Genomic DNA, 24,908 nt, shown 5'->3' on the forward strand with positions numbered 1-24,908 from the left:
GAGCGCACGCCTGATAAGCGTGAGGTCGATGGTTCGAGTCCATTTAGGCCCATTGTTATAATTTGGAGAAGTACTCAAGTGGCTGAAGAGGTGCCCCTGCTAAGGGTATAGGTCGGGTAACTGGCGCGAGGGTTCAAATCCCTCCTTCTCCATTATTATTTTTTATAATACTATACTGGCCCGTTGGTCAAGCGGTTAAGACACCGCCCTTTCACGGCGGTAACACGGGTTCGAGTCCCGTACGGGTCATAAACTTGAAATTGTATATACAATTTCAAGTTTTTTTTTATAAAAAATTGATGTTTGGAGGTTAATAAAAGGTATGAAAGAAAGATTATCACACAAAGAAAAGTTGTATATTGGAATTATGGTATTTGGCTTGTTTTTTGGAGCAGGGAATTTAATTTTTCCGATTCAAATGGGACAAGAAGCAGGTAAAAATGTATTATTAGCCAATAATGGTTTTTTAATTTCAGCAATAGGGATTCCATTTTTAGCAATTATTTCTTTTGGATCAACTGGAACGAATAAAATTTTTGAACTAGCTAGTCGAGTATCAACTTCTTTTGCTTATTTTTTTACCATTGTTCTGTATTTAATAATAGGACCAATCTTTGCAATGCCAAGATTAGCAACAACTTCTTATGAAATGTCTATCGCTCCATTTATTCCAGAAAATAAGAGTACATTATATTTATTTATTTTTAGTGCGGTATTTTTTTTATTAGTTTTATTTTTTTCGTTTAAACCGAGTAATATTTTAGATTATATCGGTAAATATTTAACGCCATTATTTTTAGTTTTATTGGGTGGTTTGGTTGTGATTAGTTTTATTTATCCGATGGGGAGCATTAAAGAAGCACCAGTACAACCTATTTATGAATCGAGACCATTTGTTGAAGGGTTTTTAGGTGGTTACAATACGCTTGATGCACTAGCCGGTCTTGCTTTTGGTGCAATTATCATTGAGAGTGTTAAAGGTTTTGGTATTGATAAGAAATCAAGAATTGCTGTTGAAACAATGAAAGCTGGAGTTTTTGGAATTGTTTTAATGGGAATCATTTATACATTATTATCATTAATGGGAGCAATGAGTCTTGGAACACTTTCTTTAAATTCAAACGGTGGGGTGACACTGTCTCAACTAGCTGACTATTACCTGGGAGTTCCGGGAAGTGTTTTACTAGGTTTAATTGTTATTATTGCTTGTTTAAAAACAGCGATTGGATTAGCGACCTCATTTGGTAAAGCTTATTCAGAGATTTTTTCAGAGAAGCATTATTTATCATTTGTATTAGGCTGTTTAGCAGTTGCGTTAATGGTTTCTAATATTGGGTTGAATGCGATTATCACAGCGTCGATTCCTGTTTTAATGTTTATATATCCATTAGCTATGGTACTAATCCTTTTATCTATTTTTAGTAATTGGACAGATAAAATGCCAAGTTGTTACAAAATCACGATGGGTTTTACAGTTATTGCTTCTATATTAGATGCAGTACGTGTACTACCTAATGAATTAAAACAAAATTCTTTTATTAGTAGTGTATTAAGTACTTCAGAACAATATATTCCATTTTTTACAAGTGGATTAAGCTGGATTATATTTGCTTTTATAGGAATAGTAGTTTCTCTAATAGTAAATATAAAAAGAAAACCATCGAGCGTTTAAGCTTGATGGTTTTTTGTATTATAGATAATATTTTTTTGATACGCTCAAGTCATCATTTAATTCATAGACTAACGGTTGCCCTGTAGGAATTTCAAGAGACATAATATCATCATCAGAAATGTTTTCAATGTGTTTTGCCAATGCACGTAATGAATTTCCATGTGCAGCAACTAATACGACTTCATCTTTTAACAAGCTTGGTGCAATGTGATCATTCCAAAAAGGAAGTGCACGCTCGAGTGTCACTTTTAAATTTTCACCTTCAGGGATAGCTCGTTTATCAAGATAACGATATTTTGGATCATGTGTTGATGATTCGGGACTGTTAGGATCAAGTAATGGAGGAAGAGTGTCATATGAACGTCTCCATAGTTGCACTTGGTCTGCACCATATTTTTCAGCTGTTTCAGCTTTGTTTAAACCTTGTAGTGCTCCATAGTGTCGTTCATTTAAACGCCAAGATTTTAATTCGGGTGTTGACAGTTGATCAGATTCTTCTAAAACATAGTGACAGGTTTTTATGGCGCGTTTTAGATAAGAGGTATATGCCACATCAAATAAGATTCCAGCTTCTTTGATTTTTTGCCCTGCATTTTTTGCTTCCTCAACGCCTTGTTCACTTAAATCAACATCCACCCATCCAGTAAATAGGTTTAATGAGTTCCAAACACTTTGTCCGTGTCTAATAAAAACTAATGTTTTCATTTTTTCATCGCCCTTCATAAATGATCATCTAGAAACGTCGATTGTTTTAACCCCTTCATGTTGTGTTCCGACAATTACTCGGTTCACCATGTTTAAGAATAGACCGTGCTCAACCACACCAACCTGAGTATCTAGCCAAGCAGCTAATTCAATAGGGTTCTCAATTTTTTCTAGGTGTAAGTCTATAATATAATTTTTACTGTCTGTTAGCAAAGGATTACCATCGTCAGTTAGACGTAAAGTTGGATTGAGTTTATTTTCGTTAAATAGTTTAAATAATTGAGCACTACCGTAAGGAATCACTTCAACAGGAAGAGGAAAGGCTCCAAGGTGTTTTACCATTTTTGACTCATCAACAATCCAAATGATTTCTTTTGAATAAGTTCCGACAATTTTTTCAAATAAGAGGGCAGCACCACCACCTTTAGTTCCTTGATAATCTTCAGAAATTTCATCTGCACCATCTATTGTTAAGTCAACATAGTCTACCTCATCAATACTTTTTAATGGTATATCCAAAGCTAAAGCTTGTACTTCGGTTGCTTTTGAAGTGGTAACACCAGTGATTGATAATCCTTCTTCTTTTACACGTCGTCCTAATTCTTCTACCATATAGTAGGCAGTTGATCCAGTTCCAAGACCGACTATCATTCCGTCTTTAACGTAATTTGCAGATTCAATTCCGACTAATTTTTTTAAATTCATGATAAAAAGATTCCTCCTAATATTCTATAGATTTATTGTAAGCATTATCTTAAAAAAAAGATATACTAAAAAAATTATTTTTATAAATTAAACTATTGACGTTTATTAATAGAGTGTGTTACTATTACAAAGGTGCTTGAGAACAAGTCTTTTTAAATGTATGGACTGTATTAAAGCCTGTTTTAAGTGCAGGATTTCTTGCATTAATTTTTTTAATTTTAAAAAAGAACCACCTGGATGTGTGGCTCTAGAAAAGCTTTATAAGGAAGGAGGAACTTATCATGCCTACAATTAATCAATTGGTACGTAAATCTCGTAAATCAAAAACAACGAAATCTGGCTCACCTGCATTAGGTAAAAGCTATAATAGTTTCAAAAAATCTCAAACTAACGTGAACTCTCCACAAAAACGTGGTGTTTGTACACGTGTGGGTACGATGACACCGAAAAAACCTAACTCTGCGTTACGTAAATATGCCCGTGTTCGTTTGTCAAACTTAATCGAAGTGACAGCTTACATTCCAGGTATTGGACATAACTTGCAAGAACATAGTGTGGTTTTAATTCGTGGAGGTCGTGTAAAAGACTTACCAGGGGTTCGTTATCATATCGTACGTGGTGCTTTAGATACTGCTGGTGTTACTGATCGTAAACAAAGTCGTTCTAAATATGGTACTAAAAAACCTAAAAAATAAATTAAACTGATTAAATAAAATTTTTGGAAGGAGGAGTTACACATGCCAAGAAAAGGTCCTGTCGCAAAACGTGATGTATTACCAGATCCGATTTATAACTCAAAATTAGTGACTCGTTTAATCAACCGCGTAATGGTTGACGGTAAGCGTGGTGTTGCTTCTAGTATCATTTATGATGCTTTTGATATTATTAAAGAATCTACAGGGAATGATCCATTAGAAGTTTTCGAACAAGCTATGGAAAATGTTATGCCCGTTCTTGAAGTTAAAGCTCGCCGTGTTGGTGGTTCTAACTATCAAGTTCCAGTTGAAGTACGTCCAGAGCGTCGCTCAACTTTAGGTTTACGTTGGATTGTTAACTATTCACGTTTACGTGGAGAGCACACAATGGAACAACGTTTAGCAAAAGAAATCATGGATGCAGCTAACAACACTGGTTCTTCAGTTAAAAAACGTGAAGACGTGCATAAAATGGCTGAAGCCAACAGAGCATTCGCTCATTATCGTTGGTAAAATCCTCTGTTTAAAACGAAGAAAATACTGTTGTATTTAAATCAATCAAGTTTGAGAGGAGTTAGAAAAGAATGGCAAGAGAGTTTTCGCTAGAAAAAACTCGTAATATCGGAATCATGGCCCATGTTGATGCTGGTAAAACAACAACAACAGAGCGTATCCTTTATTATACTGGTAAAATCCATAAATTAGGTGAAACCCATGAGGGAGCTTCACAAATGGACTGGATGGAACAAGAGCAAGAACGTGGTATCACAATTACATCAGCTGCTACAACAGCTCAATGGAAAGGTTACCGTGTAAACATCATTGATACTCCTGGACACGTGGATTTCACTATTGAAGTTCAACGTTCATTACGTGTATTAGATGGTGCTGTTACCGTACTTGACTCGCAATCAGGTGTTGAGCCTCAAACAGAAACTGTTTGGAGACAAGCAACTGAATACAAAGTACCTCGTATTGTATTTTGTAATAAAATGGATAAAACTGGTGCAGATTTCTTATACTCAGTTAAAACAATCCATGACCGTTTACAAGCAAACGCTCACCCAATTCAATTACCAATTGGTTCAGAAGATAACTTCACTGGAATTATCGACTTAATCAAAATGAAAGCTGAAATCTATACAAATGACTTAGGAACAGATATCCAAGAAACTGATATCCCTGAAGAATATGTAGATATGGCTAATGAATGGCGTGAAAAATTAGTTGAAGCTGTAGCTGAAACTGATGAAGACTTAATGGAAAAATATTTAGAAGGTGAAGAAATCACTGAAGAAGAATTAAAACAAGGAATTCGTCGTGCGACAATCAATGTTGAATTCTTCCCTGTATTAGCCGGTTCAGCCTTCAAAAATAAAGGTGTCCAATTAATGTTAGATGCTGTTTTAGACTATTTACCAGCTCCAACTGATGTTGAAGCAATTAAAGGTATTGATACTAAAACTGATGAAGAAACAGAACGTCCATCAAGTGATGACGCACCGTTTGCTTCATTAGCATTTAAAGTTATGACTGACCCATTCGTAGGTCGTTTAACATTCTTCCGTGTTTACTCTGGAACATTAGATAGTGGTTCATACGTTTTAAATGCGTCTAAAGACAAAAAAGAACGTATTGGACGTATTCTACAAATGCATGCCAACTCGCGTGAAGAAATCAGTACAGTTTACGCTGGAGATATCGCAGCTGCTGTTGGATTGAAAGATACAACAACAGGAGATACATTGTGTGCATTAGATGCGCCAGTTGTTCTTGAATCAATTGAGTTCCCAGAACCAGTTATTCAAGTAGCGGTAGAACCTAAATCTAAAGCTGACCAAGATAAAATGGGTATTGCTTTACAAAAACTTGCTGAAGAAGATCCGTCATTCCGTGTTGAAACAAACGTTGAAACGGGTGAAACTGTTATCTCAGGTATGGGTGAGTTGCACTTAGACGTTCTAGTAGACCGTATGAAACGTGAATTCAAAGTAGAAGCAAACGTAGGAGCTCCTCAAGTTTCTTATCGTGAAACATTTAGAGCACCTATAACTCAAGCAGAAGGTAAATTCGTTCGTCAGTCTGGTGGTAAAGGTCAATACGGTCACGTATGGGTTGAGTTCACACCAAACGAAGAAGGAAAAGGCTTCGAGTTTGAAAATGCTATCGTCGGTGGTGTAGTTCCTCGTGAATACATCCCAGCTGTTGAAAAAGGATTAGAAGATTCTATGGCTAATGGTGTTCTTGCTGGATACCCATTAGTTGACATTAAAGCTAAATTATATGATGGTTCTTACCATGATGTTGACTCGAACGAGACAGCATTCCGTGTTGCGGCGTCTATGGCTTTACGTGCAGCAGCTAAGAAAGCACAACCAGTAATCCTTGAACCAATGATGAAAGTAACAATTACTGTTCCAGAAGATAACTTAGGTGATATCATGGGACACGTTACAAGTCGTCGTGGACGTGTTGAAGGTATGGAAGCACATGGTAACTCACAAATTGTTAACGCAATGGTTCCACTTGCTGAAATGTTTGGATACGCAACAACATTACGTTCTTCTACTCAAGGACGTGGTACATTTATGATGGTATTTGACCACTATGAAGACGTACCTAAATCAATTCAAGAAGAAATTATCAAGAAAAATGGCGGTTCTCAAGATTAATTTTTTGACTAGGCTTTTTTCTGAATTTCATGTAGAATGATGATGTGTGAAGGAAGAGATTCATTAATTGATTTTTTTCCTTCATCATTATAATATAAAATAAATAACTTTTTAATTTTAGGAGGATATATACAAAATGGCAAAAGAAAAATTTGACCGTTCGAAAGCCCATGTAAACATCGGTACAATCGGACACGTTGACCACGGTAAAACAACTTTATCTGCAGCAATCGCAACAGTTTTAGCTAAGAAAAACGGTGGAGAAGCTTCATCATATGCTGATATTGATAACGCTCCAGAAGAAAAAGAACGTGGAATCACAATCTCTACTTCTCATATCGAATATGAAACTGACACTCGTCACTACGCACACGTTGACTGCCCAGGACATGCTGACTACGTTAAAAACATGATCACTGGTGCTGCTCAAATGGACGGCGCGATCTTAGTAGTATCTGCTGCTGATGGTCCAATGCCACAAACTCGTGAGCACATTCTTTTATCTCGTAACGTTGGTGTTCCATACATCGTTGTTTTCTTAAACAAAATGGATATGGTTGACGACGAAGAATTATTAGAATTAGTAGAAATGGAAGTTCGTGACTTATTATCTGAATACGACTTCCCAGGAGATGATACTCCAATCGTTGCTGGTTCAGCATTAAAAGCTTTAGAAGGCGACGCTTCTTACGAAGAAAAAATCTTAGAATTAATGGCTGCTGTTGATGAGTATATCCCAACACCAGAACGTGATACTGACAAACCATTCATGATGCCAGTTGAGGACGTATTCTCAATTACTGGTCGTGGTACTGTTGCTACAGGACGTGTTGAACGTGGACAAGTTCGTGTTGGTGACGAAGTTGAATTAGTAGGTATCGCTGAAGAAACTGCTAAAACAACTGTAACAGGTGTTGAAATGTTCCGTAAATTATTAGATTACGCTGAAGCTGGAGATAACATTGGTGCTTTATTACGTGGGGTAGCTCGTGAAGATATCCAACGTGGACAAGTATTAGCAGCTCCAGGAACTATCACTCCACATACAAAATTTAAAGCTGAAGTTTACGTTTTATCTAAAGAAGAAGGTGGACGTCATACTCCATTCTTTACAAACTACCGTCCTCAGTTCTACTTCCGTACAACTGACGTAACTGGTGTTTGTCAATTACCAGAAGGAACTGAAATGGTAATGCCTGGTGATAACGTAGCTATGGATGTTGAATTAATTCACCCAATCGCGATCGAAGACGGAACTCGTTTCTCTATTCGTGAAGGTGGACGTACTGTTGGTTCAGGCGTTGTAACTGAAATCGTAGGTTAATTTTTAATCTATTCAAATAAAGCATTGTTGTGTAAGGACGTAAGGTTGAGAACATTTGTTTTCAACCTTTTTTATTTGCTAATATTTTTTGAGGTTTAAATGTTGATTGAACTAAAATATTTTTTACAGATTGATAAATTTTCGAATTAAACTTAAAAAAGGGTTGCTTATACACCGCATTTTTAGTATAATTCTAGAGGTGCTGATAAAAAAGTATGTTAGTACCTCGTATGGAAATACGAAGGCGTTGAATCGAGAGGTTGCGACACGCCAGGGAGCATTGCCATGGTGGCGTGTTGGATATTTTCGAGGAGCTATGTCTACTTTTTAAAATAGGCGAAGGAGGGAACAAAATGGCAAAACAAAAAATTCGTATCCGTTTAAAAGCGTATGAACATCGTGTATTAGATCAGTCTGCAGAGAAAATTGTAGAAACAGCAAAAAGAACAGGTGCTGAGGTTTCTGGACCAATTCCATTACCAACTGACCGTTCAGTTTATACAGTAATCCGTGCGACACATAAATACAAAGATTCACGTGAACAATTCGAAATGCGTACTCACAAACGTTTAATTGATATTGTGAGCCCAACACCAAAAACAGTTGATGCTTTAATGAAGCTAGACTTGCCAAGCGGTGTAAATATTGAAATTAAATTATAATAACAAAAAGATGGAGGTGTACTCATGACCAAAGGAATCTTAGGTAAAAAAGTAGGTATGACACAAATATTTACAGAAAACGGCGAGTTAATCCCCGTAACAGTAATTGAAGCAACTCCAAACGTTGTTTTACAAGTTAAAACTGTTGAAACTGATGGATACGAAGCTATCCAAGTTGGTTTCCAAGACAAACGTGATATTTTGTCAAACAAACCTGCTAAGGGTCATGTTGCAAAAGCAAATACGACTCCTAAGCGCTTCATTAGAGAATTCAATGATGTTGAGCTGGGAGAATATGAAGTAGGTAAAGAAATCACTGTTGATGTTTTCCAAGCAGGAGACATTGTTGATGTCACAGGTACAACTAAAGGACACGGCTTCCAAGGTGCTATCAAGCGTCATGGACAATCTCGTGGACCAATGGCACATGGTTCTAGATACCATCGTCGTCCAGGTTCAATGGGTGGAGCGTCTGATCCATCACGTGTATTTAAAGGCAAAAAACTTGCTGGACGTATGGGTGGAGATCGTGTTACCGTTCAAAACCTTGAAATCGTAAGAGTAGATGCAGATAAAAATGTTATTTTAGTAAAAGGTAATGTACCTGGTGCTAAAAAATCATTAATTGAAATAAAAACAGCTGTTAAGGCTGCTAAATAATTGTGGGAGAGGAGGAACTAAGAATGACATCTGTAGCATTATATAAACAAGATGGAACTCAAAATGGCGAAATTGAATTAAATGAAGCTATTTTTGGCATCGAGCCAAACGAAAGTGTTGTCTACGATGCAATTATCATGCAACGTGCTTCTTTAAGACAAGGAACTCACGCTGTTAAAAACCGTAGCGCTGTACGCGGTGGAGGACGTAAACCATGGCGTCAAAAAGGAACAGGTCGTGCGCGTCAAGGATCTATCCGCTCACCACAATGGCGTGGAGGTGGAGTTGTCTTTGGACCAACACCACGTTCTTATGGCTACAAATTACCTAAAAAAGTTCGTCGTTTAGCAATCAAATCTGTTTTATCAGAAAAAGTTGCTGAAAACAAACTAGTTGTTGTTGAAGGTTTAGCTTTCGACGCACCAAAAACAAAAGAATTTAAACAAGTTTTAGAAAACTTAAGTGTTGATACTAAAGTTTTAGTAGTACTAGAGGGTGGCAATGACTTTGCTGCTTTATCAGGACGTAACTTACCAAATGTTTCTATTGTAGAATCAAACAACGTAAGCGTACTTGACGTAGTTGCTGCTGACAAACTATTAGTGACTAAAACTGCTCTAACTCAAATAGAGGAGGTGCTTGCATAATGGAATTAATCGACGTAATTAAACGCCCAGTTATTACAGAAATGTCTGTAGCAGCTATGGACGAAAAAAAATACACGTTTGAAGTTGACGTAAGAGCCAACAAAACATTAGTTAAGCAAGCTGTAGAATCAGTTTTCGACGTTAAAGTTAAAAAAGTGAACATCATGAACGTTAAACCTAAACTTAAAAGAATGGGTAGACACGCTGGTTACACTAAGAAACGTCGTAAAGCGATTGTACAACTAACAGAAGATTCAAAAGAAATTCAAATTTTTGATGCTGAATAATAACAGCATTGACTAAAGTAGGAGGGAAATCACGTGGCGATTAAAAAGTATAAACCTACCACAAATGGTCGTCGTAACATGACTGGTTCTGATTTTGCTGAAATCACAACTTCTAAACCAGAAAAAACGTTATTACAACCATTAAGCAAAAACGCTGGACGTAACAACCAAGGTAAAATCACTGTACGTCATCAAGCGGGTGGACACAAACGCCAATACCGTTTAATTGATTTTAAACGTAATAAAGATAATGTGGTTGGTACTGTAAAAACAGTTGAGTACGATCCAAATAGATCTGCTAACATTGCATTAATCCATTACACTGACGGTGTGAAGGCATATATTTTAGCACCAAAAGGCATCCAAGTAGGTGCACAAATTTCTTCAGGACCAGACGCGGATATCAAAGTAGGGAATGCTCTACCATTGAACAACATCCCAGTTGGTACTGTTATCCATAACATTGAGTTAAAACCTGGTAAGGGTGGACAATTAATCCGTTCTGCTGGAACTAGCGCTCAAGTGTTAGGTAAAGAAGGAAAATATGTATTAGTTCGTTTGAATTCAGGGGAAGTTCGTATGATTTTAGGAACTTGTCGTGCAACAATCGGTACTGTAGGTAACGAACAACACGAATTAATCAACATTGGTAAAGCTGGTCGTAATCGCTGGTTAGGTAAACGTCCTACTGTACGTGGTAGCGTAATGAACCCTAACGATCACCCACACGGTGGTGGTGAAGGTAAAGCACCTATCGGACGTCCATCTCCAATGAGTCCATGGGGCAAACCAACACTTGGATATAAAACGCGTAGTAAAAAAGCTAAATCAGATAAACTTATTGTACGTCGTCGTAAAACTAAATAATTTGATAGCTAAAACGAAATATGTGAGAGGAGGTTCACCATGGGTCGTAGCTTAAAAAAAGGACCTTTTGTCGATGAACACTTAATGAAAAAAGTGGAAGCACAAAAAGATCAACCGAAAAAGAAAGTAATTAAAACTTGGTCACGTCGTTCTACAATTTTTCCAAACTTTATAGGATATACTATCGCAGTATATGATGGAAGAAAACATGTTCCTGTTTACATTCAAGAAGACATGGTAGGACATAAACTAGGTGAATTCGCACCAACAAGAACTTATCGCGGACACGCTGCTGACGATAAAAAAACAAATCGCTAATTGAGGGGAGGACACGAATATGTCAGAAGAAAGAATTACTTCAGCTAAAGCAACAGCTAAAACAATTCGCACTTCACCTCGTAAGACAAGACTTGTTGTTGACCTAATCAGAGGTAAACAAGTAGGAGAAGCAATTTCAATCTTGAAATTCTCACCTAACAAAGCAGCAGGTATTGTTGAAAAAGTGCTTATGTCAGCTATTGCTAACGCAGAAAACAACTTTGATTTAGATGTTGAAGATTTAGTAGTATCAGAAGTATTTGTAAATGAAGGACCAACAATGAAACGCTTCCGTCCTCGTGCAAAAGGATCTGCTTCACCTATCAACAAAAGAACAAGTCATATTACAGTAGTAGTATCAGAAAAATAAGGAGGGACAACCAGTGGGTCAAAAAATTAATCCAATTGGAATGCGTGTCGGCGTCATTCGTGACTGGGATGCGAAATGGTATGCAGAAAAAGAATACGCTGAATACCTGCATGAAGATTTGAACATTCGTAAATTCATTTCGACTAGATTGGCTGATGCTTCTGTTTCAACCATTGAAATCGAACGTGCTGCAAATCGCGTGAACGTTTCAATTCATACTGCTAAACCTGGTATGGTTATTGGTAAAGGCGGATCTGAAGTTGAAGCTTTACGTAAAGAATTAAACAAATTAACTGGTAAACGAGTTCACATTAACATCGTTGAAATCAAAAAACCAGATTTAGATGCTAAATTAGTAGCAGAAGGAATTGCACGTCAATTAGAAAATCGTGTAGCATTCCGTCGTGCTCAAAAACAAGCTATCCAACGTACAATGAGATCAGGTGCTCAAGGTATCAAAACTCTTGTATCTGGACGTTTAAATGGTGCTGATATGGCACGTTCTGAAGGTTATTCTGAAGGAACTGTTCCATTGCATACATTAAGAGCAGATATTGATTATGCTTGGGAAGAAGCAGATACAACATACGGAAAACTAGGAGTTAAAGTGTGGATTTATCGTGGAGAAATTCTTCCTGAAAAGAAAAACACTGAGAAAGGAGGGAAATAATCATGTTAGTACCTAAACGTGTAAAACACCGTCGTGAATTTAGAGGTAAAATGCGTGGTGAAGCTAAAGGTGGTAAAGAAATCGCATTTGGTGAATACGGCTTACAAGCTGTTGATTCTCATTGGATTACTAACCGTCAAATAGAAGCTGCCCGTATCGCAATGACTCGTCACATGAAACGTGGTGGGAAAGTATGGATTAAAATTTTCCCTCACAAATCATATACATCAAAAGCAATTGGTGTTCGTATGGGTTCTGGTAAAGGGGCTCCTGAAGGATGGGTTGCACCAGTAAAACGTGGAAAAATCATGTTTGAAGTTGCCGGCGTTCCTGAAGATGTAGCTCGTGAAGCATTAAGACTTGCTTCTAACAAGTTACCTATTAAAACAAAAATTGTAAAACGTGAAGAAATGGGTGGTGAATCGAATGAAGGTTAAAGATATCAGAGAATTAACCACTACCGAAATGATCGCTAAAGAGAAAGAGTATAAAGAAGAACTTTTCAACTTACGTTTCCAATTAGCAACAGGTCAATTAGAAAATACAGCGCGAATTTCAGAAGTTCGTAAATCGATTGCACGCATCAAAACAGTTTTGCGTGAAGAAGCTGCTAAGTAATAGTGGAAGGAGGCCATTGATAGATGACTCAAGAAAGAAATGAACGTAAAGTTTATACTGGACGCGTAGTTTCCGATAAAATGGATAAAACTATCGTTGTTGTAGTAGAAACAAAGAAAACTCATAAGATTTATGGTAAGAGAGTTAAATACTCTAAGAAATATAAAGCTCATGATGAAAACAATGTAGCAAAAACGGGAGACATCGTTAAAATTATGGAAACTCGTCCATTGTCTGCGACAAAACGCTTCCGTTTATTAGAAGTTGTAGAAGAAGCAGTAATTATTTAATTCGAATTTTCCCATAGAGAAACCTGAAAGTTTGAAAGGAGGATACTCAAGTGATCCAACAAGAAAGTCGTATGAAAGTTGCTGACAACTCAGGAGCTCGTGAAGTACTTACAATTAAAGTACTTGGTGGTTCTGGTCGTAAAACAGCAAATATCGGTGACGTTGTGGTTTGTACGGTTAAACAAGCAACACCAGGTGGAGTTGTTAAAAAAGGCGAAGTAGTTAAAGCTGTTATCGTTCGTACAAAATCAGGAGCTCGTCGTAGTGACGGTTCTTATATCAAATTTGATGAAAATGCATGTGTGATTATTCGTGATGACAAGAGCCCACGTGGTACTCGTATCTTTGGGCCAGTTGCTCGTGAATTACGTGACAACAACTTTATGAAAATAGTCTCACTAGCACCAGAAGTGTTATAATACATACTCATGTTTAAAGGAGGTGCGAAACAAGATGTTCGTTAAAAAAGGCGATAAAGTAAAAGTTATCTCAGGTAAAGATAAAAACAAAGAGGGAATCGTACTTCAAGCATTTCCGAAGAAAGATCGCGTCATCGTTGAAGGTGTTAACATTATGAAAAAACACCAAAAACCTAGCGCGACAGCTCCACAAGGTGGAATTATCGAAATGGAGGCATCTATTCACGTTTCTAATGTAATGGTGGTTGATCCATCTAATGGTGAACCAACACGTGTAGGATACAAAGAAGTAGATGGCAAAAAAGTACGTGTTTCTAAGAAAACTGGAGAAGTTTTAGATAAATAAGAATATCAGGAAGGAGGCAATGTTGAATGAACCGCCTAAAAGAAAAGTATCTTAATGAAGTAACACCATCATTGGTGGAAAAATTTAATTACTCTTCTGTTATGCAAACACCTAAAGTTGATAAAATCGTTATTAACATGGGTGTTGGTGATGCAGTATCAAATAGTAAAAACTTAGATAAAGCTGTTGAAGAACTTGCTTTAATCTCTGGACAAAAACCAATTATCACAAAAGCTAAAAAATCTATCGCTGGTTTCCGTTTACGTGAAGGAATGCCAATCGGATGTAAAGTAACTTTACGTGGAGAAAGAATGTACGAATTTTTAGATAAATTAGTATCTGTATCTTTACCTCGTGTACGTGACTTCCATGGTATCAGCAAAAAATCATTTGACGGACGTGGAAATTACACTTTAGGTGTAAAAGAACAATTAATTTTCCCTGAAGTTGATTATGATTTAGTAGATAAAGTTCGAGGAATGGACATTGTTATTGTTACAACAGCTAATACTGATGAGGAAGCTCGTGAGTTATTAGGTCAACTTGGAATGCCATTCCAAAAATAATTTAAGGAGGCGAACTACGTGGCTAAAAAATCAATGATTGCTAAAAATAAACGCCCAGCAAAATTCTCAACTCAAGAATACACTCGTTGTGAACGTTGTGGACGTCCACATTCAGTTTATCGCAAATTTAAACTTTGCCGTATTTGCTTCCGTGAACTTGCCTATAAAGGACAAATTCCCGGCGTGAAGAAAGCAAGCTGGTAAAAAAAGTAAACCGCAAAAGGAGGTAAAGGACTCAATGGTGATGACAGATCCAATTGCAGACTTCTTAACGCGTATTCGTAATGCGAATATCGTAAAACACGAATCATTAGAAGTGCCTGCATCAACAATCAAACTTGAAATCGCAAAAATCTTACAACGTGAAGGTTTTGTGCGTGAAGTAGAATTCATCGAAGATGACAAACAAGGAATCATCCGTGTTTTCTTAAAATATGGTAAAAACGACGAACGCGTTATTACTAACTTAAAACGTATCTCTAAACCAGGTTTACGTGTTTATGTAAAAGCTGATGAAGTGCCTAAAGTATTAAATGGTTTAGGTATAGCTATTATCTCAACTTCAGAAGGTATCTTAACTGATAAAGAAGCAAGAGAGCGTAACACTGGTGGAGAAGTACTAGCATACGTTTGGTAAAAATTATTAATCAAGGAGGTGGCCTAGAGTGAGTCGTATCGGAAATAAACCAGTCGTAGTTCCTGCAGGTGTTACAGTAACACAATCAGGAAACACTGTTACGGTTAAAGGTCCAAAAGGTGAATTAACTCGTGAGTTTTCACCAAATATTACGTTAAATATTTCAGAAGGTGAAGTTATCTTAACTCGTCCTGATGATACTAAAGAAAACAAAACCCTACATGGTACAATGCGTGCTAACTTAAACAACATGGTTGTTGGTGTTAGTGAAGGGTTTGAAAAAGCTCTTGAACTAATCGGGGTTGGTTACCGTGCTCAATTACAAGGGAAAAAGCTTGTATTAAACGTTGGATATTCTCATCCAGTTGAGTTTGAAACGCCAGAAGGTATCACAATTGAAGTTCCTTCAAACACACAAATCGTTGTAAAAGGATCTAACAAAGAAGTTGTTGGAGAATTTTCAGCGAACATTCGTGGAGTACGTCCTCCTGAGCCTTACAAAGGTAAAGGTATTCGCTATGTTGGCGAACATGTAAGACGTAAAGAAGGTAAAACTGGTAAATAACAAATAAATTAATGAGGTGACAAGTGTGATTTCAAAACCAGATAAAAATAAAGTACGCCAAAAGAGACATCGCCGCGTACGTAGTAAAATCTCTGGTACTGCCGAGTGCCCACGCTTGAACGTATTCCGTTCTAACAAAAACATCTACGCTCAATTAATTGATGACGTAGCGGGTGTGACACTTGCAAGTGCCTCTACTGTTGATAAAGATATCGCAGGAGAAAACAAAACTGAAGCAGCTACAGCTGTAGGAGCTTCAATTGCTAAAAAAGCAACAGAAAAAGGTATTAAAGAAGTAGTCTTTGACCGTGGTGGATACCTTTACCATGGACGTGTAGCTGCATTAGCTGAAGCAGCACGTGAAAATGGACTAGAATTTTAGGAAAAGGAGGAACACCATTCATGGCTAATTTAGATGCTAGACAATTCGACTTAGAAGACCGCGTAGTAGCTATTAACCGCGTATCTAAAGTTGTTAAAGGTGGACGTCGTCTACGCTTTGCTGCTTTAGTAGTAGTTGGAGATAGAAATGGTCACGTTGGATTTGGTACTGGTAAAGCTCAAGAAGTACCTGAAGCAATTCGTAAAGCAGTAGAAGATGCTAAGAAAAACTTAATCGAAGTACCAATGGTAGGCTCAACAATTCCTCACGAAGTGATCGGATCATTCTGTGGTGGACGTATCCTTATGAAACCTGCTGTTGCCGGTTCTGGGGTTGCAGCTGGTGGACCAGTACGTGCCGTCCTTGAGTTAGCGGGTATTTCTGATATTACAAGTAAATCATTAGGATCAAACACACCTGTCAACGTTGTTCGCGCAACTGTTGAAGGTTTAAGTAGACTAAAACGTGCAGAAGAAGTGGCTGAACTTAGAGGCATTTCTGTTGACGAACTAATCGGATAAGGGGGACTAAAAATGAGCGAATTAAAAATTACGTTAAAGCGTAGTGTCATTGGACGTCCTCAAAACCAACGTGATACAGTGAAAGCTTTAGGCTTGAAAAAAACTCATTCTACAGTCGTGAAACCTAACAATGAAGCGATTAAAGGAATGGTTAACACTATATCACATTTAGTGGACGTTGAAGAAATTTAATTATGATTTGTAGGTAGACTATTTTAAGGAGGTGCCGAATATATGAAACTTCATGAGTTACATCCGGCAGAAGGATCAAGACATGTACGTAATCGTGTTGGTCGTGGTTCATCATCTGGTAATGGTAAAACATCAGGTCGTGGACAAAAAGGTCAAAAATCACGTTCAGGTGGTGGTGTACGCTTAGGATTTGAAGGGGGACAAACTCCTTTATTCCGACGTTTACCAAAACGTGGATTTACTAACATCAATCGTAAAGATTATGCAGTTATCAACCTAGACGTGTTAAATCGTTTTGAAGATGGTACTGAAGTAACACCAACTACTTTAATTGAAGCAGGAATCGTTAAAAACGAAAAATCAGGAATCAAAGTTTTAGGTAATGGTGAATTAACTAAAAAATTAACTGTAAAAGCAGCTAAATTCTCTGAATCTGCAAAATCTGCAATTGAAGCGGCTGGTGGGTCAGCTGAGGTGATCTAATGTTTAAGCTGTTGAAGGATTCGTTTAAGATAAAAAATATTCGTAATAAAATATTTTTTACACTTTTCATTCTCTTCGCGTTTAGAGTTGGAGCACATATTACAGTACCTGGTGTTGATGCAAAAGCATTATCAAGTCTGAATGACTTAGCATTGATGGCGATGTTCAACACAGTCAGTGGTAATGCCATGGAGAGATTCTCATTGTTCGCAATGGGGGTGTCGCCATACATTACTGCGTCTATTATTGTTCAATTACTTCAGATGGATATTGTGCCGAAATTTGTTGAGTGGTCAAAACAAGGTGAGGTAGGTCGTCGTAAATTGAATCAAGCCACGCGTTATATTACGTTGGTTTTAGGTTTTGTTCAATCGATTGCTATCACAGCAGGTTTTAACATGTATTCAAATGCCGGATTAGTGAAAAGTCCAAGTGTATTTACTTATGTAAGTATCGGAATTATCTTAACAGCTGGTACCATGTTAGTTACTTGGATGGGGGAGCAAATATCTGAAAAAGGAATTGGAAATGGTGTCTCAATGATTATCTTTGCTGGAATTATTGCAAGGTTCCCTTCTAGCATTAAAGAAATCTATGTAGACTATTTTGTCAATATTGATAAATCTGATATATGGAAATCTGTACTTTTCATGGTTGCTTTGGTTATTGCTATTCTTTTAGTAGTAGTTATGGTAACTTATGTGCAACAAGCAGAAAGAAAGATACCAATTCAATATACAAAACGTGTAGCTGGCGCACCACAAAGTAGTTATTTACCATTAAAAGTAAATGCAGCAGGAGTTATTCCTGTAATCTTTGCCAGCTCAATTATTGCAACACCGCAAGCTATTTTGACTGCCTTTAAAACAACACAGGGCGGAAAAGGTTGGTTTGACGTGTTGACTACATTGTTTAATTATTCAACTATCCCAGGTGGAATACTTTATACAATTATGATTGTTGCTTTTACATTCTTCTATGCCTTTGTTCAGGTTAATCCTGAGAAAGTAGCTGAGAATTTGCAGAAGCAAGGAAGTTATATTCCAAGTGTACGACCTGGCCAAGAAACAGAAAAATTCATTTCGTCTTTATTAATGAGATTAAGTGTTGTTGGATCTGTCTTCTTAGGATTAGTGGCAATTCTACCAATTATTGCACAAAATATTTGGGGCTTACCTCAATCAATTGGATTGGGAGGAACAAGTTTACTGATTGTCATTAGTGTGGCTCTTGAAACGAATAAACAGCTTGAAGGGTTATTGTTGAAGCGTCAGTACACTGGTTTTATCAGAGAGTAAGAGTGTGTGTTGAGGTTTTACCTCAGCACTTTTCTCGAACTTAAGGAGGAAAACAAATGAATCTCATCCTAATGGGGTTGCCAGGAGCAGGTAAAGGTACTCAAGCGGAAAGAATCGTCGATGTTTATGAAATCCCACATATTTCTACTGGAGATATGTTCCGTGAAGCAATGAAGAATGAAACACCTCTTGGTAAAGAAGCAAAATCTTATATCGATAAAGGCGAATTAGTTCCGGATTCTGTGACAAACGGAATTGTAAAAGATCGTTTATCACAAGCTGATACAGAAAAAGGATTTTTATTAGATGGATTTCCTCGTACACTAGCTCAAGCAGAAGAATTAGATACAATTTTAGAGGAGTTAGGTAAAAAGGTAGATGATGTTCTAAACATCCATGTAGCAGAAGATGTATTAGTTGACCGTCTTGCTGGTCGTATCATTTGTAGAAGTTGTGGCGCAACTTATCACAAAACAAACAATCCACCCAAAGTGGAAGGTACTTGTGATCGTTGTGGTAGTCATGATTTTTATCAAAGAGAAGATGACAAGCCTGAGACAGTTAAGAATCGTCTAGAAGTAAATATCAAAAATAGCGAACCAATTTTAGCGTATTACGAAGACAAAGGTGTGTTACATACCATTGATGGTGATCGCGATATTGATGCTGTTTTTGAAGATGTGAAATCAATCATAGATAAAGCCAATTAGAAAGCTCATCTAGTTATCTATTCTATGTCACTTACTATTTCTTACCCGTGTTTTTTCATTGAATTAGCGTTGGTATCTTTTCTTTGTCTAGCATTTATGCTATAATACAAAAGTTGAAAAGAAATAGGTGTGAGTACTATTTTTGTCAATTGTCAGATGCAAACACTGTATAAGGAGGTACTAGTTGTGGCGAAAGAAGATATGATTGAAATCGAAGGTACAGTCGTCGAAACTTTGCCGAATGCAATGTTTAAAGTTGAATTAGAAAATGGCCATGTTATTTTGGCTCACGTATCAGGAAAGATCAGAATGCACTACATTCGTATTTTACCTGGTGACAAAGTAACTGTTGAGTTATCTCCATATGATTTAACTCGTGGTCGTATTACTTACCGCTTTAAATAATTGTACTCCGTAAAATTCAAGGAGGTATAATCATGAAAGTAAGACCATCAGTAAAACCAATTTGTGAAAAATGCAAAATAATTCGTCGTAAAGGTCGAGTTATGGTTATCTGTGAAAACCCAAAACATAAACAACGTCAAGGATAAAGGAGGTGTAACGAATAATGGCTCGTATTGCAGGTGTAGATATTCCTCGTGATAAACGTGTTGTTATTTCGCTTACTTACATTTACGGTATTGGAAAGAAAACTTCTCAAGAAATCTTAAAAGAAGCAGGAGTTTCTGAAGATATTCGTGTGCGCGATTTAACTAACGAACAAACTGATAGCATCCGTGCTGCAGTAGATAAATTAAAAGTAGAAGGTGACTTACGTCGTGAAGTGAACTTAAACATCAAACGATTGATGGAAATTGGTTCATACAGAGGTATGCGTCATCGTCGTGGTTTACCAACTCGTGGTCAAAACACAAAAAACAATGCTCGTACTAGAAAAGGACCAGCTCGTTCAATCGCTGGTAAGAAAAAATAAGATTAGAGTGAAGGAGGTTTAAAGCTTCATGGTAGCAAAAAAAGTTTCAAGAAAACGCCGAGTGAAAAAAAATATTGAAGCAGGTGTGGCACATATCCACTCTACTTTCAATAATACAATCGTAATGTTAACTGACGTACATGGAAATGCAATTGCATGGTCATCTGCAGGTTCATTAGGATTTAAAGGTAGTAAAAAAGCAACTCCATTCGCAGCTCAAATGGCAGCTGAAACTGCAGCAAAAGCAGCTATGGAACATGGCTTGAAAACTGTTGACGTAACTGTAAAAGGACCTGGTTCTGGTCGTGAAGCAGCTATTCGTTCATTACAAGCAACAGGATTAGAAGTGACAGCAATTCGTGACGTTACTCCAGTTCCACATAATGGATGTCGCCCTCCAAAACGCCGTCGTGTTTAGTGAGAGTTTATTCATTGGATAGGAATTATAGCGACATTGAACAAGACACTTTCGTTTTGAAAGGGGTATAGACAAGAATGATTGAATTTGAGAAACCAAGAATCACAAAGATCGATGAAGATAGAGATTATGGCAAGTTCGTCATCGAACCACTTGAAAGAGGATATGGAACGACTTTAGGGAACTCCCTACGCCGTATTTTATTATCGTCTCTACCAGGGGCTGCCATCACTAATTTACAAATCGATGGTGTGTTGCATGAATTTTCAACTGTCAAAGGTGTACGTGAGGATGTCACTCAAATTATTCTAAATATCAAGGGACTAGCTTTAAAGCTTTATGCTGATGAAGAAAAGACACTTGAGATTGATATAACTGGCCCAGCTGACGTGACTGCTGGAGATATTCTTACTGACAGTGATGTTGAAATTATGAATAAAGATTTATTCATTTGTAGCGTTGCTGAAGGTGCAACTTTCCGTGCAAGTTTAACTGTTAAGCCAGGACGTGGTTATGTCCAAGCTGAAGAAAATAAGAGTGAAGATATGCCAATTGGTGTATTACCAGTGGATTCTATCTACACGCCAGTTAACCGTGTTAACTACCAAGTAGAAAACACACGTGTTGGGCGTCGTGATGATTATGACAAATTAACTTTAGATGTCTGGACAGATGGATCTATTGCTCCACAAGAAGCTATCAGTTTATCTGCTAAAATCTTGACTGAGCATTTAGATATTTTTGTTAACTTGACTGATGAAGCAAAAAATGCCGAAATCATGATCGAAAAAGAAGAAACACAAAAAGAAAAAATGTTAGAAACAACAATCGAAGAGCTTGATTTATCTGTACGTTCTTATAACTGTTTGAAACGCGCAGGCATTAACACATTACAAGAATTAACTAATAAATCTGAAGCCGAAATGATTAAAGTTCGTAACTTAGGACGTAAATCACTTGAAGAAGTTAAAGCTAAATTAGCAGATCTTTCTTTAGGATTACGCCAAGAGGACTAATCTAAACCGATTAAAGGAGGGAACACGACGTGAGTTATCGTAAATTAGGTCGCACAAGCAGCCAACGAAAAGCAATGTTACGTGATTTAACAACTGATTTAATTATCAATGAACGCATTGAGACAACTGAAGCTCGTGCAAAAGAAATCCGTTCAACAACTGAAAAAATGATTACTTTAGGTAAACGTGGGGATCTTCATGCTCGTCGTCAAGCTGCAGCATTCGTAAGAAATGAATACTTAGAAGCTCGTTTAGACGAAAAAGAAGAAACTATCATTGAAGAAAGTGCTTTACAAAAATTATTCAATGACTTAGGACCTCGTTATGCTGACCGTCAAGGTGGTTACACACGTATCCTTAAAAAAGGACAACGCCGTGGAGACGCAGCACCAATGGTTATCATTGAACTTGTTTAATTTTGATAATTGCATCACTTTATAGATGATCTTTTTAGAGTGTTATGATGTTGGAGAGTAATCTCCGAGTCTAGCTCGGTGCAGTCCTCTGTCTTTTGTGATAGAGGACTTGCGCTCATCATATAAAGTGCTTTTTTTATATCATCATTTATGATAAATGGTTATTATACATAAAAATGTTTCTTTGTATCCTCAAATTATTGAGTTTAGAAAGAAGCATTTTTTAAAAACTAAAATGACGTTATTTAAGGAAGGCAGTAAAATGAAAAATCCCTTAATTGAATTAAATAATATATCTTTCCAATATTATGGACAGGAACATAAAGCATTAAATGATGTATCGCTAAAGATTTATCAAGGTGAGTGGGTTGCTTTAATTGGTCACAACGGATCGGGGAAATCAACACTAGCTAAAACCATTAATGGATTGATTACGCCTGAGTCTGGTGAGATAAAAGTGAACGGAGAAATACTAACGGAAGAAAATATTTGGGACATCCGAAAAATGGTTGGAATGGTATTTCAAAATCCTGACAATCAATTTGTTGGTTCAACTGTTGAAGATGATGTTGCCTTTGGTTTAGAAAATCAGGGAGTACCTCGCGATGAAATGATTGTAAGGGTCAACAATGCACTTGAGAGAGTTCGTATGTCTGACTTTAAGATAAAAGAGCCAGCTAGGTTATCTGGTGGTCAAAAACAACGTGTGGCCATTGCTGGAGTCATTGCACTAGCACCTGATGTGATTATTTTAGATGAGGCAACGTCTATGCTTGATCCACAAGGTAGACAAGATGTTATTGAAACTATTCGTGCATTGAAAGAAGAAACGAATCTGACAGTTATTTCGATTACACATGATATAGATGAAGCAGCGTATGCTAATCGTGTACTAGTCATGCAAGAAGGACAAATTATTCACGAGGGGATACCTAAAGAAATTTTTTCTCATGGAGAGGCATTGATAGGTATGGGACTAGACGTTCCATTTCCGGAAAAATTAAAAGCTTCATTACGTAAAAAAGGCATTGAGGTACCCAAAGAGTATTTGACGAGGGAAGGAATGGTGGAATGGCTATGGACATACGGTTTGAGAAAGTAGATTTTACGTATCAGCCTAATAGCCCATTTGAACAACGCGTTTTGTTTGATATTAATTTAGACATTCCAAGCAATAGTTATAGCGCGATTGTTGGTCATACAGGAAGTGGTAAATCAACGTTACTACAACATCTGAATGCGTTACTGAAACCAACAGGTGGGAAAGTGTTTATCGGCGATAGAGAAATTACACCTGATACAAGTAATAAAAATTTGAAACCAATCCGTAAAAAAGTTGGGATTGTGTTCCAATTTCCTGAGTCACAATTATTTGATGAAACAGTCGCATTAGATATAGCTTTTGGGCCAAAGAATTTTGGTGTATCTGAAGAAGAAAGTGCCCGTTTAGCTAGTGAGATGTTAGAACTTGTTGGTCTTGATGATAGCTACCTTGAGCGCTCACCATTTGACCTTTCAGGAGGACAAATGCGTCGTGTGGCAATAGCTGGTGTATTGGCTATGGAACCTGAAGTGTTGATTTTAGACGAACCAACAGCTGGCCTTGATCCTAAGGGTAGAAAAGACATGATGGATATGTTTTATCGTCTACATAAGGAAAGAGGCATTGGTATTATCTTAGTGACGCATTTAATGGATGATGTGGCTGAGTATGCTGATTTTATGGTGGTTCTTGAAAAAGGAAAGGTCCAAAAACAAGGACATCCACGTGATATTTTCAATGATGTAAAATGGTTACGTGAAAAACAATTAGGCGTTCCAACAGCGACAGAATTTGCTTTTGATTTAATGGCAAAGGGCATGGAATTTAGTCGCTTGCCACTAACCGCAGAAGAATTATCTGACGAGCTTTTACCGATACTTGAAAAAAGGCAGGTACTCTCAGATGATGAATAAATTGATTTTAGGTCGTTATATACCGGGAGATTCTGTCGTACATCGTATGGATCCTCGTGCCAAATTAATCGCTAGTTTTTACTTTATTGGGATTATCTTTATTTGTAATAACTTTTTATCATTTGGTGTGATGTTTGCTTTCACGCTATTTTGTATTTGGTTATCAAAGATTAAACTAAGTTTCTTCCTTAAAGGAGTGAAACCATTAATTTGGTTGATTTTATTTACAGTGGGACTCCAGGTACTCTTTACGCGTGGGGGACATGTGTACTTTGAGTGGGGTTGGATAAGCATTAGCCAATTTGGTTTGGTCAATGGGTTCTTTATCTTTACACGTTTTGTGTTGATTATTTTTATGTCGACACTTTTAACGCTCACCACTCCACCATTGTCACTCTCAGATGCGATTGAGTATTTACTTAGACCATTGGAAAAAATAAAATTTCCAGCACATGAAATTTCATTGATGTTGTCTATTGCATTGCGTTTTGTGCCAACATTGATGGACGAAACAGAAAAAATAATGAACGCTCAACGCGCGCGTGGGGTTGATTTTGGCGAAGGAAACTTAATGGATAAGATGAAAGCTATTGTGCCACTTCTGATTCCGTTATTTGTAAGTAGTTTTAACCGGGCAGAAGAATTAGCGATTGCGATGGAAGCACGTGGTTATCGTGGTGGCGAAGGCCGTACGAAATATCGTGTTCTAAACTGGGATAAAACCGATACACTAGCTATGTTGTCATTTGTCGTATTGACGATTGTACTGGTACTAGTTAGAAATTAAGACATTAAAAGCGAGGACTTGTGCCTCGTTTTTTCATTGGAAAAAATAGGCTCTTTGTCAACTACTGTTGGTAAGAGTTAAAACGTTAGAATTTAGGATC

39 protein-coding genes and 2 tRNA genes are annotated in these 24,908 nt (G+C 37.2%); 39 read left to right on the forward strand and 2 right to left on the reverse strand.

Annotation, left to right across the window (positions count from 1 at the left end):
• The first annotated feature begins 64 nt into the window (after window positions 1–64).
• From DW196_RS09950 to brnQ, 3 genes are all read left to right on the forward strand, one after another.
• Window positions 65–152 (forward strand) — tRNA-Ser (locus tag DW196_RS09950).
• A 25-nt stretch (window positions 153–177) separates the two neighbouring features.
• Window positions 178–249: transfer RNA gene (locus DW196_RS09955), tRNA-Glu, on the forward strand.
• Window positions 250–322: 73 nt separating this feature from the next.
• Complete coding sequence (gene brnQ, locus DW196_RS09960) at window positions 323–1,672, forward strand: branched-chain amino acid transport system II carrier protein (RefSeq protein WP_118251164.1); 1,350 nt, start codon at window positions 323–325, stop codon at window positions 1,670–1,672.
• Between the two features lie 18 nt (window positions 1,673–1,690).
• Here brnQ and gpmA read toward each other — a convergent pair whose 3' ends face one another.
• The gene (gene gpmA / locus DW196_RS09965; RefSeq protein WP_118251165.1) at window positions 1,691–2,377 is read right to left on the reverse strand and encodes a 2,3-diphosphoglycerate-dependent phosphoglycerate mutase; all 687 of its coding nucleotides are present in this window, start codon (window positions 2,375–2,377) and stop codon (window positions 1,691–1,693) included.
• A 24-nt stretch (window positions 2,378–2,401) separates the two neighbouring features.
• Entirely contained in the window at window positions 2,402–3,082 is a 681-nt protein-coding gene (gene rpiA / locus DW196_RS09970) for a ribose-5-phosphate isomerase RpiA (protein ID WP_118251166.1), read from the reverse strand.
• Window positions 3,083–3,363: 281 nt separating this feature from the next.
• On the opposite strand from rpiA, the gene rpsL reads away from it, so the two are divergent.
• From rpsL to DW196_RS10150, 36 genes are all read left to right on the forward strand, one after another.
• Window positions 3,364–3,777, forward strand: coding sequence for a 30S ribosomal protein S12 (gene rpsL / locus DW196_RS09975; protein ID WP_071457771.1), 414 nt, complete (start codon window positions 3,364–3,366; stop codon window positions 3,775–3,777).
• Window positions 3,778–3,819: 42 nt separating this feature from the next.
• Window positions 3,820–4,290, forward strand: coding sequence for a 30S ribosomal protein S7 (rpsG, locus tag DW196_RS09980; RefSeq protein ID WP_071457770.1), 471 nt, complete (start codon window positions 3,820–3,822; stop codon window positions 4,288–4,290).
• 71 nt (window positions 4,291–4,361) lie between these two features.
• Entirely contained in the window at window positions 4,362–6,449 is a 2,088-nt protein-coding gene (gene fusA / locus DW196_RS09985) for an elongation factor G (protein ID WP_071457769.1), read from the forward strand.
• Between the two features lie 136 nt (window positions 6,450–6,585).
• On the forward strand, window positions 6,586–7,773 hold the full coding sequence (gene tuf, locus DW196_RS09990; protein WP_071457768.1) for an elongation factor Tu: 1,188 nt from the start codon (window positions 6,586–6,588) through the stop codon (window positions 7,771–7,773).
• Window positions 7,774–8,126: 353 nt separating this feature from the next.
• The gene (gene rpsJ, locus DW196_RS09995; protein ID WP_071457767.1) at window positions 8,127–8,435 is read left to right on the forward strand and encodes a 30S ribosomal protein S10; all 309 of its coding nucleotides are present in this window, start codon (window positions 8,127–8,129) and stop codon (window positions 8,433–8,435) included.
• Window positions 8,436–8,459: 24 nt separating this feature from the next.
• Complete coding sequence (rplC, locus tag DW196_RS10000; protein ID WP_071457766.1) at window positions 8,460–9,095, forward strand: 50S ribosomal protein L3; 636 nt, start codon at window positions 8,460–8,462, stop codon at window positions 9,093–9,095.
• Between the two features lie 23 nt (window positions 9,096–9,118).
• Complete coding sequence (gene rplD, locus DW196_RS10005) at window positions 9,119–9,742, forward strand: 50S ribosomal protein L4 (protein WP_071457765.1); 624 nt, start codon at window positions 9,119–9,121, stop codon at window positions 9,740–9,742.
• Complete coding sequence (gene rplW / locus DW196_RS10010) at window positions 9,742–10,029, forward strand: 50S ribosomal protein L23 (RefSeq protein WP_071457764.1); 288 nt, start codon at window positions 9,742–9,744, stop codon at window positions 10,027–10,029. Before rplD ends, rplW begins: the two co-directional genes overlap by 1 nt.
• Window positions 10,030–10,062: 33 nt before the next feature.
• Complete coding sequence (gene rplB / locus DW196_RS10015) at window positions 10,063–10,896, forward strand: 50S ribosomal protein L2 (RefSeq protein WP_071457763.1); 834 nt, start codon at window positions 10,063–10,065, stop codon at window positions 10,894–10,896.
• 39 nt (window positions 10,897–10,935) lie between these two features.
• Entirely contained in the window at window positions 10,936–11,214 is a 279-nt protein-coding gene (gene rpsS, locus DW196_RS10020; RefSeq protein ID WP_071457762.1) for a 30S ribosomal protein S19, read from the forward strand.
• 19 nt (window positions 11,215–11,233) lie between these two features.
• Window positions 11,234–11,584, forward strand: coding sequence for a 50S ribosomal protein L22 (rplV, locus tag DW196_RS10025; RefSeq protein WP_071457761.1), 351 nt, complete (start codon window positions 11,234–11,236; stop codon window positions 11,582–11,584).
• A gap of 13 nt (window positions 11,585–11,597) precedes the next feature.
• Complete coding sequence (gene rpsC, locus DW196_RS10030; protein ID WP_071457760.1) at window positions 11,598–12,254, forward strand: 30S ribosomal protein S3; 657 nt, start codon at window positions 11,598–11,600, stop codon at window positions 12,252–12,254.
• 2 nt (window positions 12,255–12,256) lie between these two features.
• Window positions 12,257–12,691, forward strand: a complete 435-nt coding sequence (gene rplP / locus DW196_RS10035; protein WP_071457759.1) for a 50S ribosomal protein L16 — start codon at window positions 12,257–12,259, stop codon at window positions 12,689–12,691.
• On the forward strand, window positions 12,681–12,872 hold the full coding sequence (gene rpmC / locus DW196_RS10040) for a 50S ribosomal protein L29 (RefSeq protein ID WP_071457758.1): 192 nt from the start codon (window positions 12,681–12,683) through the stop codon (window positions 12,870–12,872). Before rplP ends, rpmC begins: the two co-directional genes overlap by 11 nt.
• Window positions 12,873–12,895: 23 nt before the next feature.
• The gene (gene rpsQ / locus DW196_RS10045; protein WP_071457757.1) at window positions 12,896–13,162 is read left to right on the forward strand and encodes a 30S ribosomal protein S17; all 267 of its coding nucleotides are present in this window, start codon (window positions 12,896–12,898) and stop codon (window positions 13,160–13,162) included.
• 50 nt (window positions 13,163–13,212) lie between these two features.
• A complete protein-coding gene (gene rplN / locus DW196_RS10050) occupies window positions 13,213–13,581 on the forward strand; it encodes a 50S ribosomal protein L14 (protein WP_071457756.1) in 369 nt (122 codons plus the stop codon).
• A 34-nt stretch (window positions 13,582–13,615) separates the two neighbouring features.
• Entirely contained in the window at window positions 13,616–13,927 is a 312-nt protein-coding gene (gene rplX, locus DW196_RS10055) for a 50S ribosomal protein L24 (protein ID WP_071457755.1), read from the forward strand.
• A gap of 26 nt (window positions 13,928–13,953) precedes the next feature.
• Window positions 13,954–14,493 (forward strand): 50S ribosomal protein L5, encoded by a 540-nt coding sequence (rplE, locus tag DW196_RS10060; protein ID WP_071457754.1) that lies wholly within the window; start codon window positions 13,954–13,956, stop codon window positions 14,491–14,493.
• 18 nt (window positions 14,494–14,511) lie between these two features.
• The gene (locus DW196_RS10065; RefSeq protein WP_016184192.1) at window positions 14,512–14,697 is read left to right on the forward strand and encodes a type Z 30S ribosomal protein S14; all 186 of its coding nucleotides are present in this window, start codon (window positions 14,512–14,514) and stop codon (window positions 14,695–14,697) included.
• A gap of 34 nt (window positions 14,698–14,731) precedes the next feature.
• Window positions 14,732–15,130: a 30S ribosomal protein S8 gene (gene rpsH / locus DW196_RS10070; RefSeq protein WP_071457753.1), complete on the forward strand. Its 399-nt coding sequence runs from the start codon at window positions 14,732–14,734 to the stop codon at window positions 15,128–15,130.
• A gap of 28 nt (window positions 15,131–15,158) precedes the next feature.
• Window positions 15,159–15,695: a 50S ribosomal protein L6 gene (gene rplF, locus DW196_RS10075; RefSeq protein WP_118251168.1), complete on the forward strand. Its 537-nt coding sequence runs from the start codon at window positions 15,159–15,161 to the stop codon at window positions 15,693–15,695.
• 25 nt (window positions 15,696–15,720) lie between these two features.
• A complete protein-coding gene (gene rplR, locus DW196_RS10080) occupies window positions 15,721–16,077 on the forward strand; it encodes a 50S ribosomal protein L18 (protein ID WP_071457751.1) in 357 nt (118 codons plus the stop codon).
• Between the two features lie 20 nt (window positions 16,078–16,097).
• A complete protein-coding gene (gene rpsE, locus DW196_RS10085) occupies window positions 16,098–16,598 on the forward strand; it encodes a 30S ribosomal protein S5 (protein ID WP_071457750.1) in 501 nt (166 codons plus the stop codon).
• A 12-nt stretch (window positions 16,599–16,610) separates the two neighbouring features.
• The gene (rpmD, locus tag DW196_RS10090) at window positions 16,611–16,790 is read left to right on the forward strand and encodes a 50S ribosomal protein L30 (RefSeq protein WP_118251169.1); all 180 of its coding nucleotides are present in this window, start codon (window positions 16,611–16,613) and stop codon (window positions 16,788–16,790) included.
• Window positions 16,791–16,832: 42 nt separating this feature from the next.
• Window positions 16,833–17,273 carry a 50S ribosomal protein L15 gene (gene rplO / locus DW196_RS10095; RefSeq protein WP_079346401.1) on the forward strand — a complete coding sequence of 147 codons (441 nt, stop codon included), beginning with the start codon at window positions 16,833–16,835 and terminating at the stop codon, window positions 17,271–17,273.
• Window positions 17,273–18,571, forward strand: coding sequence for a preprotein translocase subunit SecY (gene secY, locus DW196_RS10100; protein WP_118251170.1), 1,299 nt, complete (start codon window positions 17,273–17,275; stop codon window positions 18,569–18,571). Before rplO ends, secY begins: the two co-directional genes overlap by 1 nt.
• 56 nt (window positions 18,572–18,627) lie before the next feature.
• Window positions 18,628–19,281, forward strand: coding sequence for an adenylate kinase (locus tag DW196_RS10105; protein ID WP_071457746.1), 654 nt, complete (start codon window positions 18,628–18,630; stop codon window positions 19,279–19,281).
• 186 nt (window positions 19,282–19,467) lie between these two features.
• Complete coding sequence (gene infA / locus DW196_RS10110; protein ID WP_071457745.1) at window positions 19,468–19,686, forward strand: translation initiation factor IF-1; 219 nt, start codon at window positions 19,468–19,470, stop codon at window positions 19,684–19,686.
• A 32-nt stretch (window positions 19,687–19,718) separates the two neighbouring features.
• Entirely contained in the window at window positions 19,719–19,832 is a 114-nt protein-coding gene (gene rpmJ / locus DW196_RS10115) for a 50S ribosomal protein L36 (protein ID WP_071457744.1), read from the forward strand.
• A gap of 17 nt (window positions 19,833–19,849) precedes the next feature.
• On the forward strand, window positions 19,850–20,215 hold the full coding sequence (rpsM, locus tag DW196_RS10120) for a 30S ribosomal protein S13 (protein ID WP_071457743.1): 366 nt from the start codon (window positions 19,850–19,852) through the stop codon (window positions 20,213–20,215).
• Window positions 20,216–20,243: 28 nt separating this feature from the next.
• A complete protein-coding gene (gene rpsK / locus DW196_RS10125) occupies window positions 20,244–20,633 on the forward strand; it encodes a 30S ribosomal protein S11 (RefSeq protein ID WP_071457742.1) in 390 nt (129 codons plus the stop codon).
• Window positions 20,634–20,710: 77 nt separating this feature from the next.
• Window positions 20,711–21,649: a DNA-directed RNA polymerase subunit alpha gene (locus DW196_RS10130; RefSeq protein ID WP_071457741.1), complete on the forward strand. Its 939-nt coding sequence runs from the start codon at window positions 20,711–20,713 to the stop codon at window positions 21,647–21,649.
• Window positions 21,650–21,678: 29 nt separating this feature from the next.
• On the forward strand, window positions 21,679–22,065 hold the full coding sequence (gene rplQ / locus DW196_RS10135) for a 50S ribosomal protein L17 (RefSeq protein WP_071457740.1): 387 nt from the start codon (window positions 21,679–21,681) through the stop codon (window positions 22,063–22,065).
• Window positions 22,066–22,327: 262 nt separating this feature from the next.
• On the forward strand, window positions 22,328–23,167 hold the full coding sequence (locus DW196_RS10140) for an energy-coupling factor ABC transporter ATP-binding protein (protein WP_118251171.1): 840 nt from the start codon (window positions 22,328–22,330) through the stop codon (window positions 23,165–23,167).
• The gene (locus tag DW196_RS10145; protein WP_118251172.1) at window positions 23,143–24,021 is read left to right on the forward strand and encodes an energy-coupling factor ABC transporter ATP-binding protein; all 879 of its coding nucleotides are present in this window, start codon (window positions 23,143–23,145) and stop codon (window positions 24,019–24,021) included. Before DW196_RS10140 ends, DW196_RS10145 begins: the two co-directional genes overlap by 25 nt.
• Window positions 24,011–24,808, forward strand: coding sequence for an energy-coupling factor transporter transmembrane protein EcfT (locus tag DW196_RS10150; RefSeq protein WP_118251173.1), 798 nt, complete (start codon window positions 24,011–24,013; stop codon window positions 24,806–24,808). Before DW196_RS10145 ends, DW196_RS10150 begins: the two co-directional genes overlap by 11 nt.
• Window positions 24,809–24,908 lie beyond the last annotated feature (100 nt).

The organism is Vagococcus sp. AM17-17, from assembly GCF_003471765.1.
Lineage (GTDB): Bacteria > Bacillota > Bacilli > Lactobacillales > Vagococcaceae > Vagococcus > Vagococcus teuberi.

Coding starts and splice junctions, on each gene's coding strand:
- brnQ (WP_118251164.1), top strand. CDS start 323: ATGAAAGAAAGATTATCACACAAAGAAAAGTTGTATATTGGAATTATG.
- gpmA (WP_118251165.1), bottom strand. CDS start 2,377: ATGAAAACATTAGTTTTTATTAGACACGGACAAAGTGTTTGGAACTCA.
- rpiA (WP_118251166.1), bottom strand. CDS start 3,082: ATGAATTTAAAAAAATTAGTCGGAATTGAATCTGCAAATTACGTTAAA.
- rpsL (WP_071457771.1), top strand. CDS start 3,364: ATGCCTACAATTAATCAATTGGTACGTAAATCTCGTAAATCAAAAACA.
- rpsG (WP_071457770.1), top strand. CDS start 3,820: ATGCCAAGAAAAGGTCCTGTCGCAAAACGTGATGTATTACCAGATCCG.
- fusA (WP_071457769.1), top strand. CDS start 4,362: ATGGCAAGAGAGTTTTCGCTAGAAAAAACTCGTAATATCGGAATCATG.
- tuf (WP_071457768.1), top strand. CDS start 6,586: ATGGCAAAAGAAAAATTTGACCGTTCGAAAGCCCATGTAAACATCGGT.
- rpsJ (WP_071457767.1), top strand. CDS start 8,127: ATGGCAAAACAAAAAATTCGTATCCGTTTAAAAGCGTATGAACATCGT.
- rplC (WP_071457766.1), top strand. CDS start 8,460: ATGACCAAAGGAATCTTAGGTAAAAAAGTAGGTATGACACAAATATTT.
- rplD (WP_071457765.1), top strand. CDS start 9,119: ATGACATCTGTAGCATTATATAAACAAGATGGAACTCAAAATGGCGAA.
- rplW (WP_071457764.1), top strand. CDS start 9,742: ATGGAATTAATCGACGTAATTAAACGCCCAGTTATTACAGAAATGTCT.
- rpsS (WP_071457762.1), top strand. CDS start 10,936: ATGGGTCGTAGCTTAAAAAAAGGACCTTTTGTCGATGAACACTTAATG.
- rplV (WP_071457761.1), top strand. CDS start 11,234: ATGTCAGAAGAAAGAATTACTTCAGCTAAAGCAACAGCTAAAACAATT.
- rplP (WP_071457759.1), top strand. CDS start 12,257: ATGTTAGTACCTAAACGTGTAAAACACCGTCGTGAATTTAGAGGTAAA.
- rpmC (WP_071457758.1), top strand. CDS start 12,681: ATGAAGGTTAAAGATATCAGAGAATTAACCACTACCGAAATGATCGCT.
- rpsQ (WP_071457757.1), top strand. CDS start 12,896: ATGACTCAAGAAAGAAATGAACGTAAAGTTTATACTGGACGCGTAGTT.
- rplX (WP_071457755.1), top strand. CDS start 13,616: ATGTTCGTTAAAAAAGGCGATAAAGTAAAAGTTATCTCAGGTAAAGAT.
- rplE (WP_071457754.1), top strand. CDS start 13,954: ATGAACCGCCTAAAAGAAAAGTATCTTAATGAAGTAACACCATCATTG.
- rpsH (WP_071457753.1), top strand. CDS start 14,732: ATGGTGATGACAGATCCAATTGCAGACTTCTTAACGCGTATTCGTAAT.
- rpsE (WP_071457750.1), top strand. CDS start 16,098: ATGGCTAATTTAGATGCTAGACAATTCGACTTAGAAGACCGCGTAGTA.
- rpmD (WP_118251169.1), top strand. CDS start 16,611: ATGAGCGAATTAAAAATTACGTTAAAGCGTAGTGTCATTGGACGTCCT.
- rplO (WP_079346401.1), top strand. CDS start 16,833: ATGAAACTTCATGAGTTACATCCGGCAGAAGGATCAAGACATGTACGT.
- secY (WP_118251170.1), top strand. CDS start 17,273: ATGTTTAAGCTGTTGAAGGATTCGTTTAAGATAAAAAATATTCGTAAT.
- DW196_RS10105 (WP_071457746.1), top strand. CDS start 18,628: ATGAATCTCATCCTAATGGGGTTGCCAGGAGCAGGTAAAGGTACTCAA.
- rpmJ (WP_071457744.1), top strand. CDS start 19,719: ATGAAAGTAAGACCATCAGTAAAACCAATTTGTGAAAAATGCAAAATA.
- rpsM (WP_071457743.1), top strand. CDS start 19,850: ATGGCTCGTATTGCAGGTGTAGATATTCCTCGTGATAAACGTGTTGTT.
- rpsK (WP_071457742.1), top strand. CDS start 20,244: ATGGTAGCAAAAAAAGTTTCAAGAAAACGCCGAGTGAAAAAAAATATT.
- DW196_RS10130 (WP_071457741.1), top strand. CDS start 20,711: ATGATTGAATTTGAGAAACCAAGAATCACAAAGATCGATGAAGATAGA.
- DW196_RS10140 (WP_118251171.1), top strand. CDS start 22,328: ATGAAAAATCCCTTAATTGAATTAAATAATATATCTTTCCAATATTAT.
- DW196_RS10145 (WP_118251172.1), top strand. CDS start 23,143: ATGGACATACGGTTTGAGAAAGTAGATTTTACGTATCAGCCTAATAGC.
- DW196_RS10150 (WP_118251173.1), top strand. CDS start 24,011: ATGATGAATAAATTGATTTTAGGTCGTTATATACCGGGAGATTCTGTC.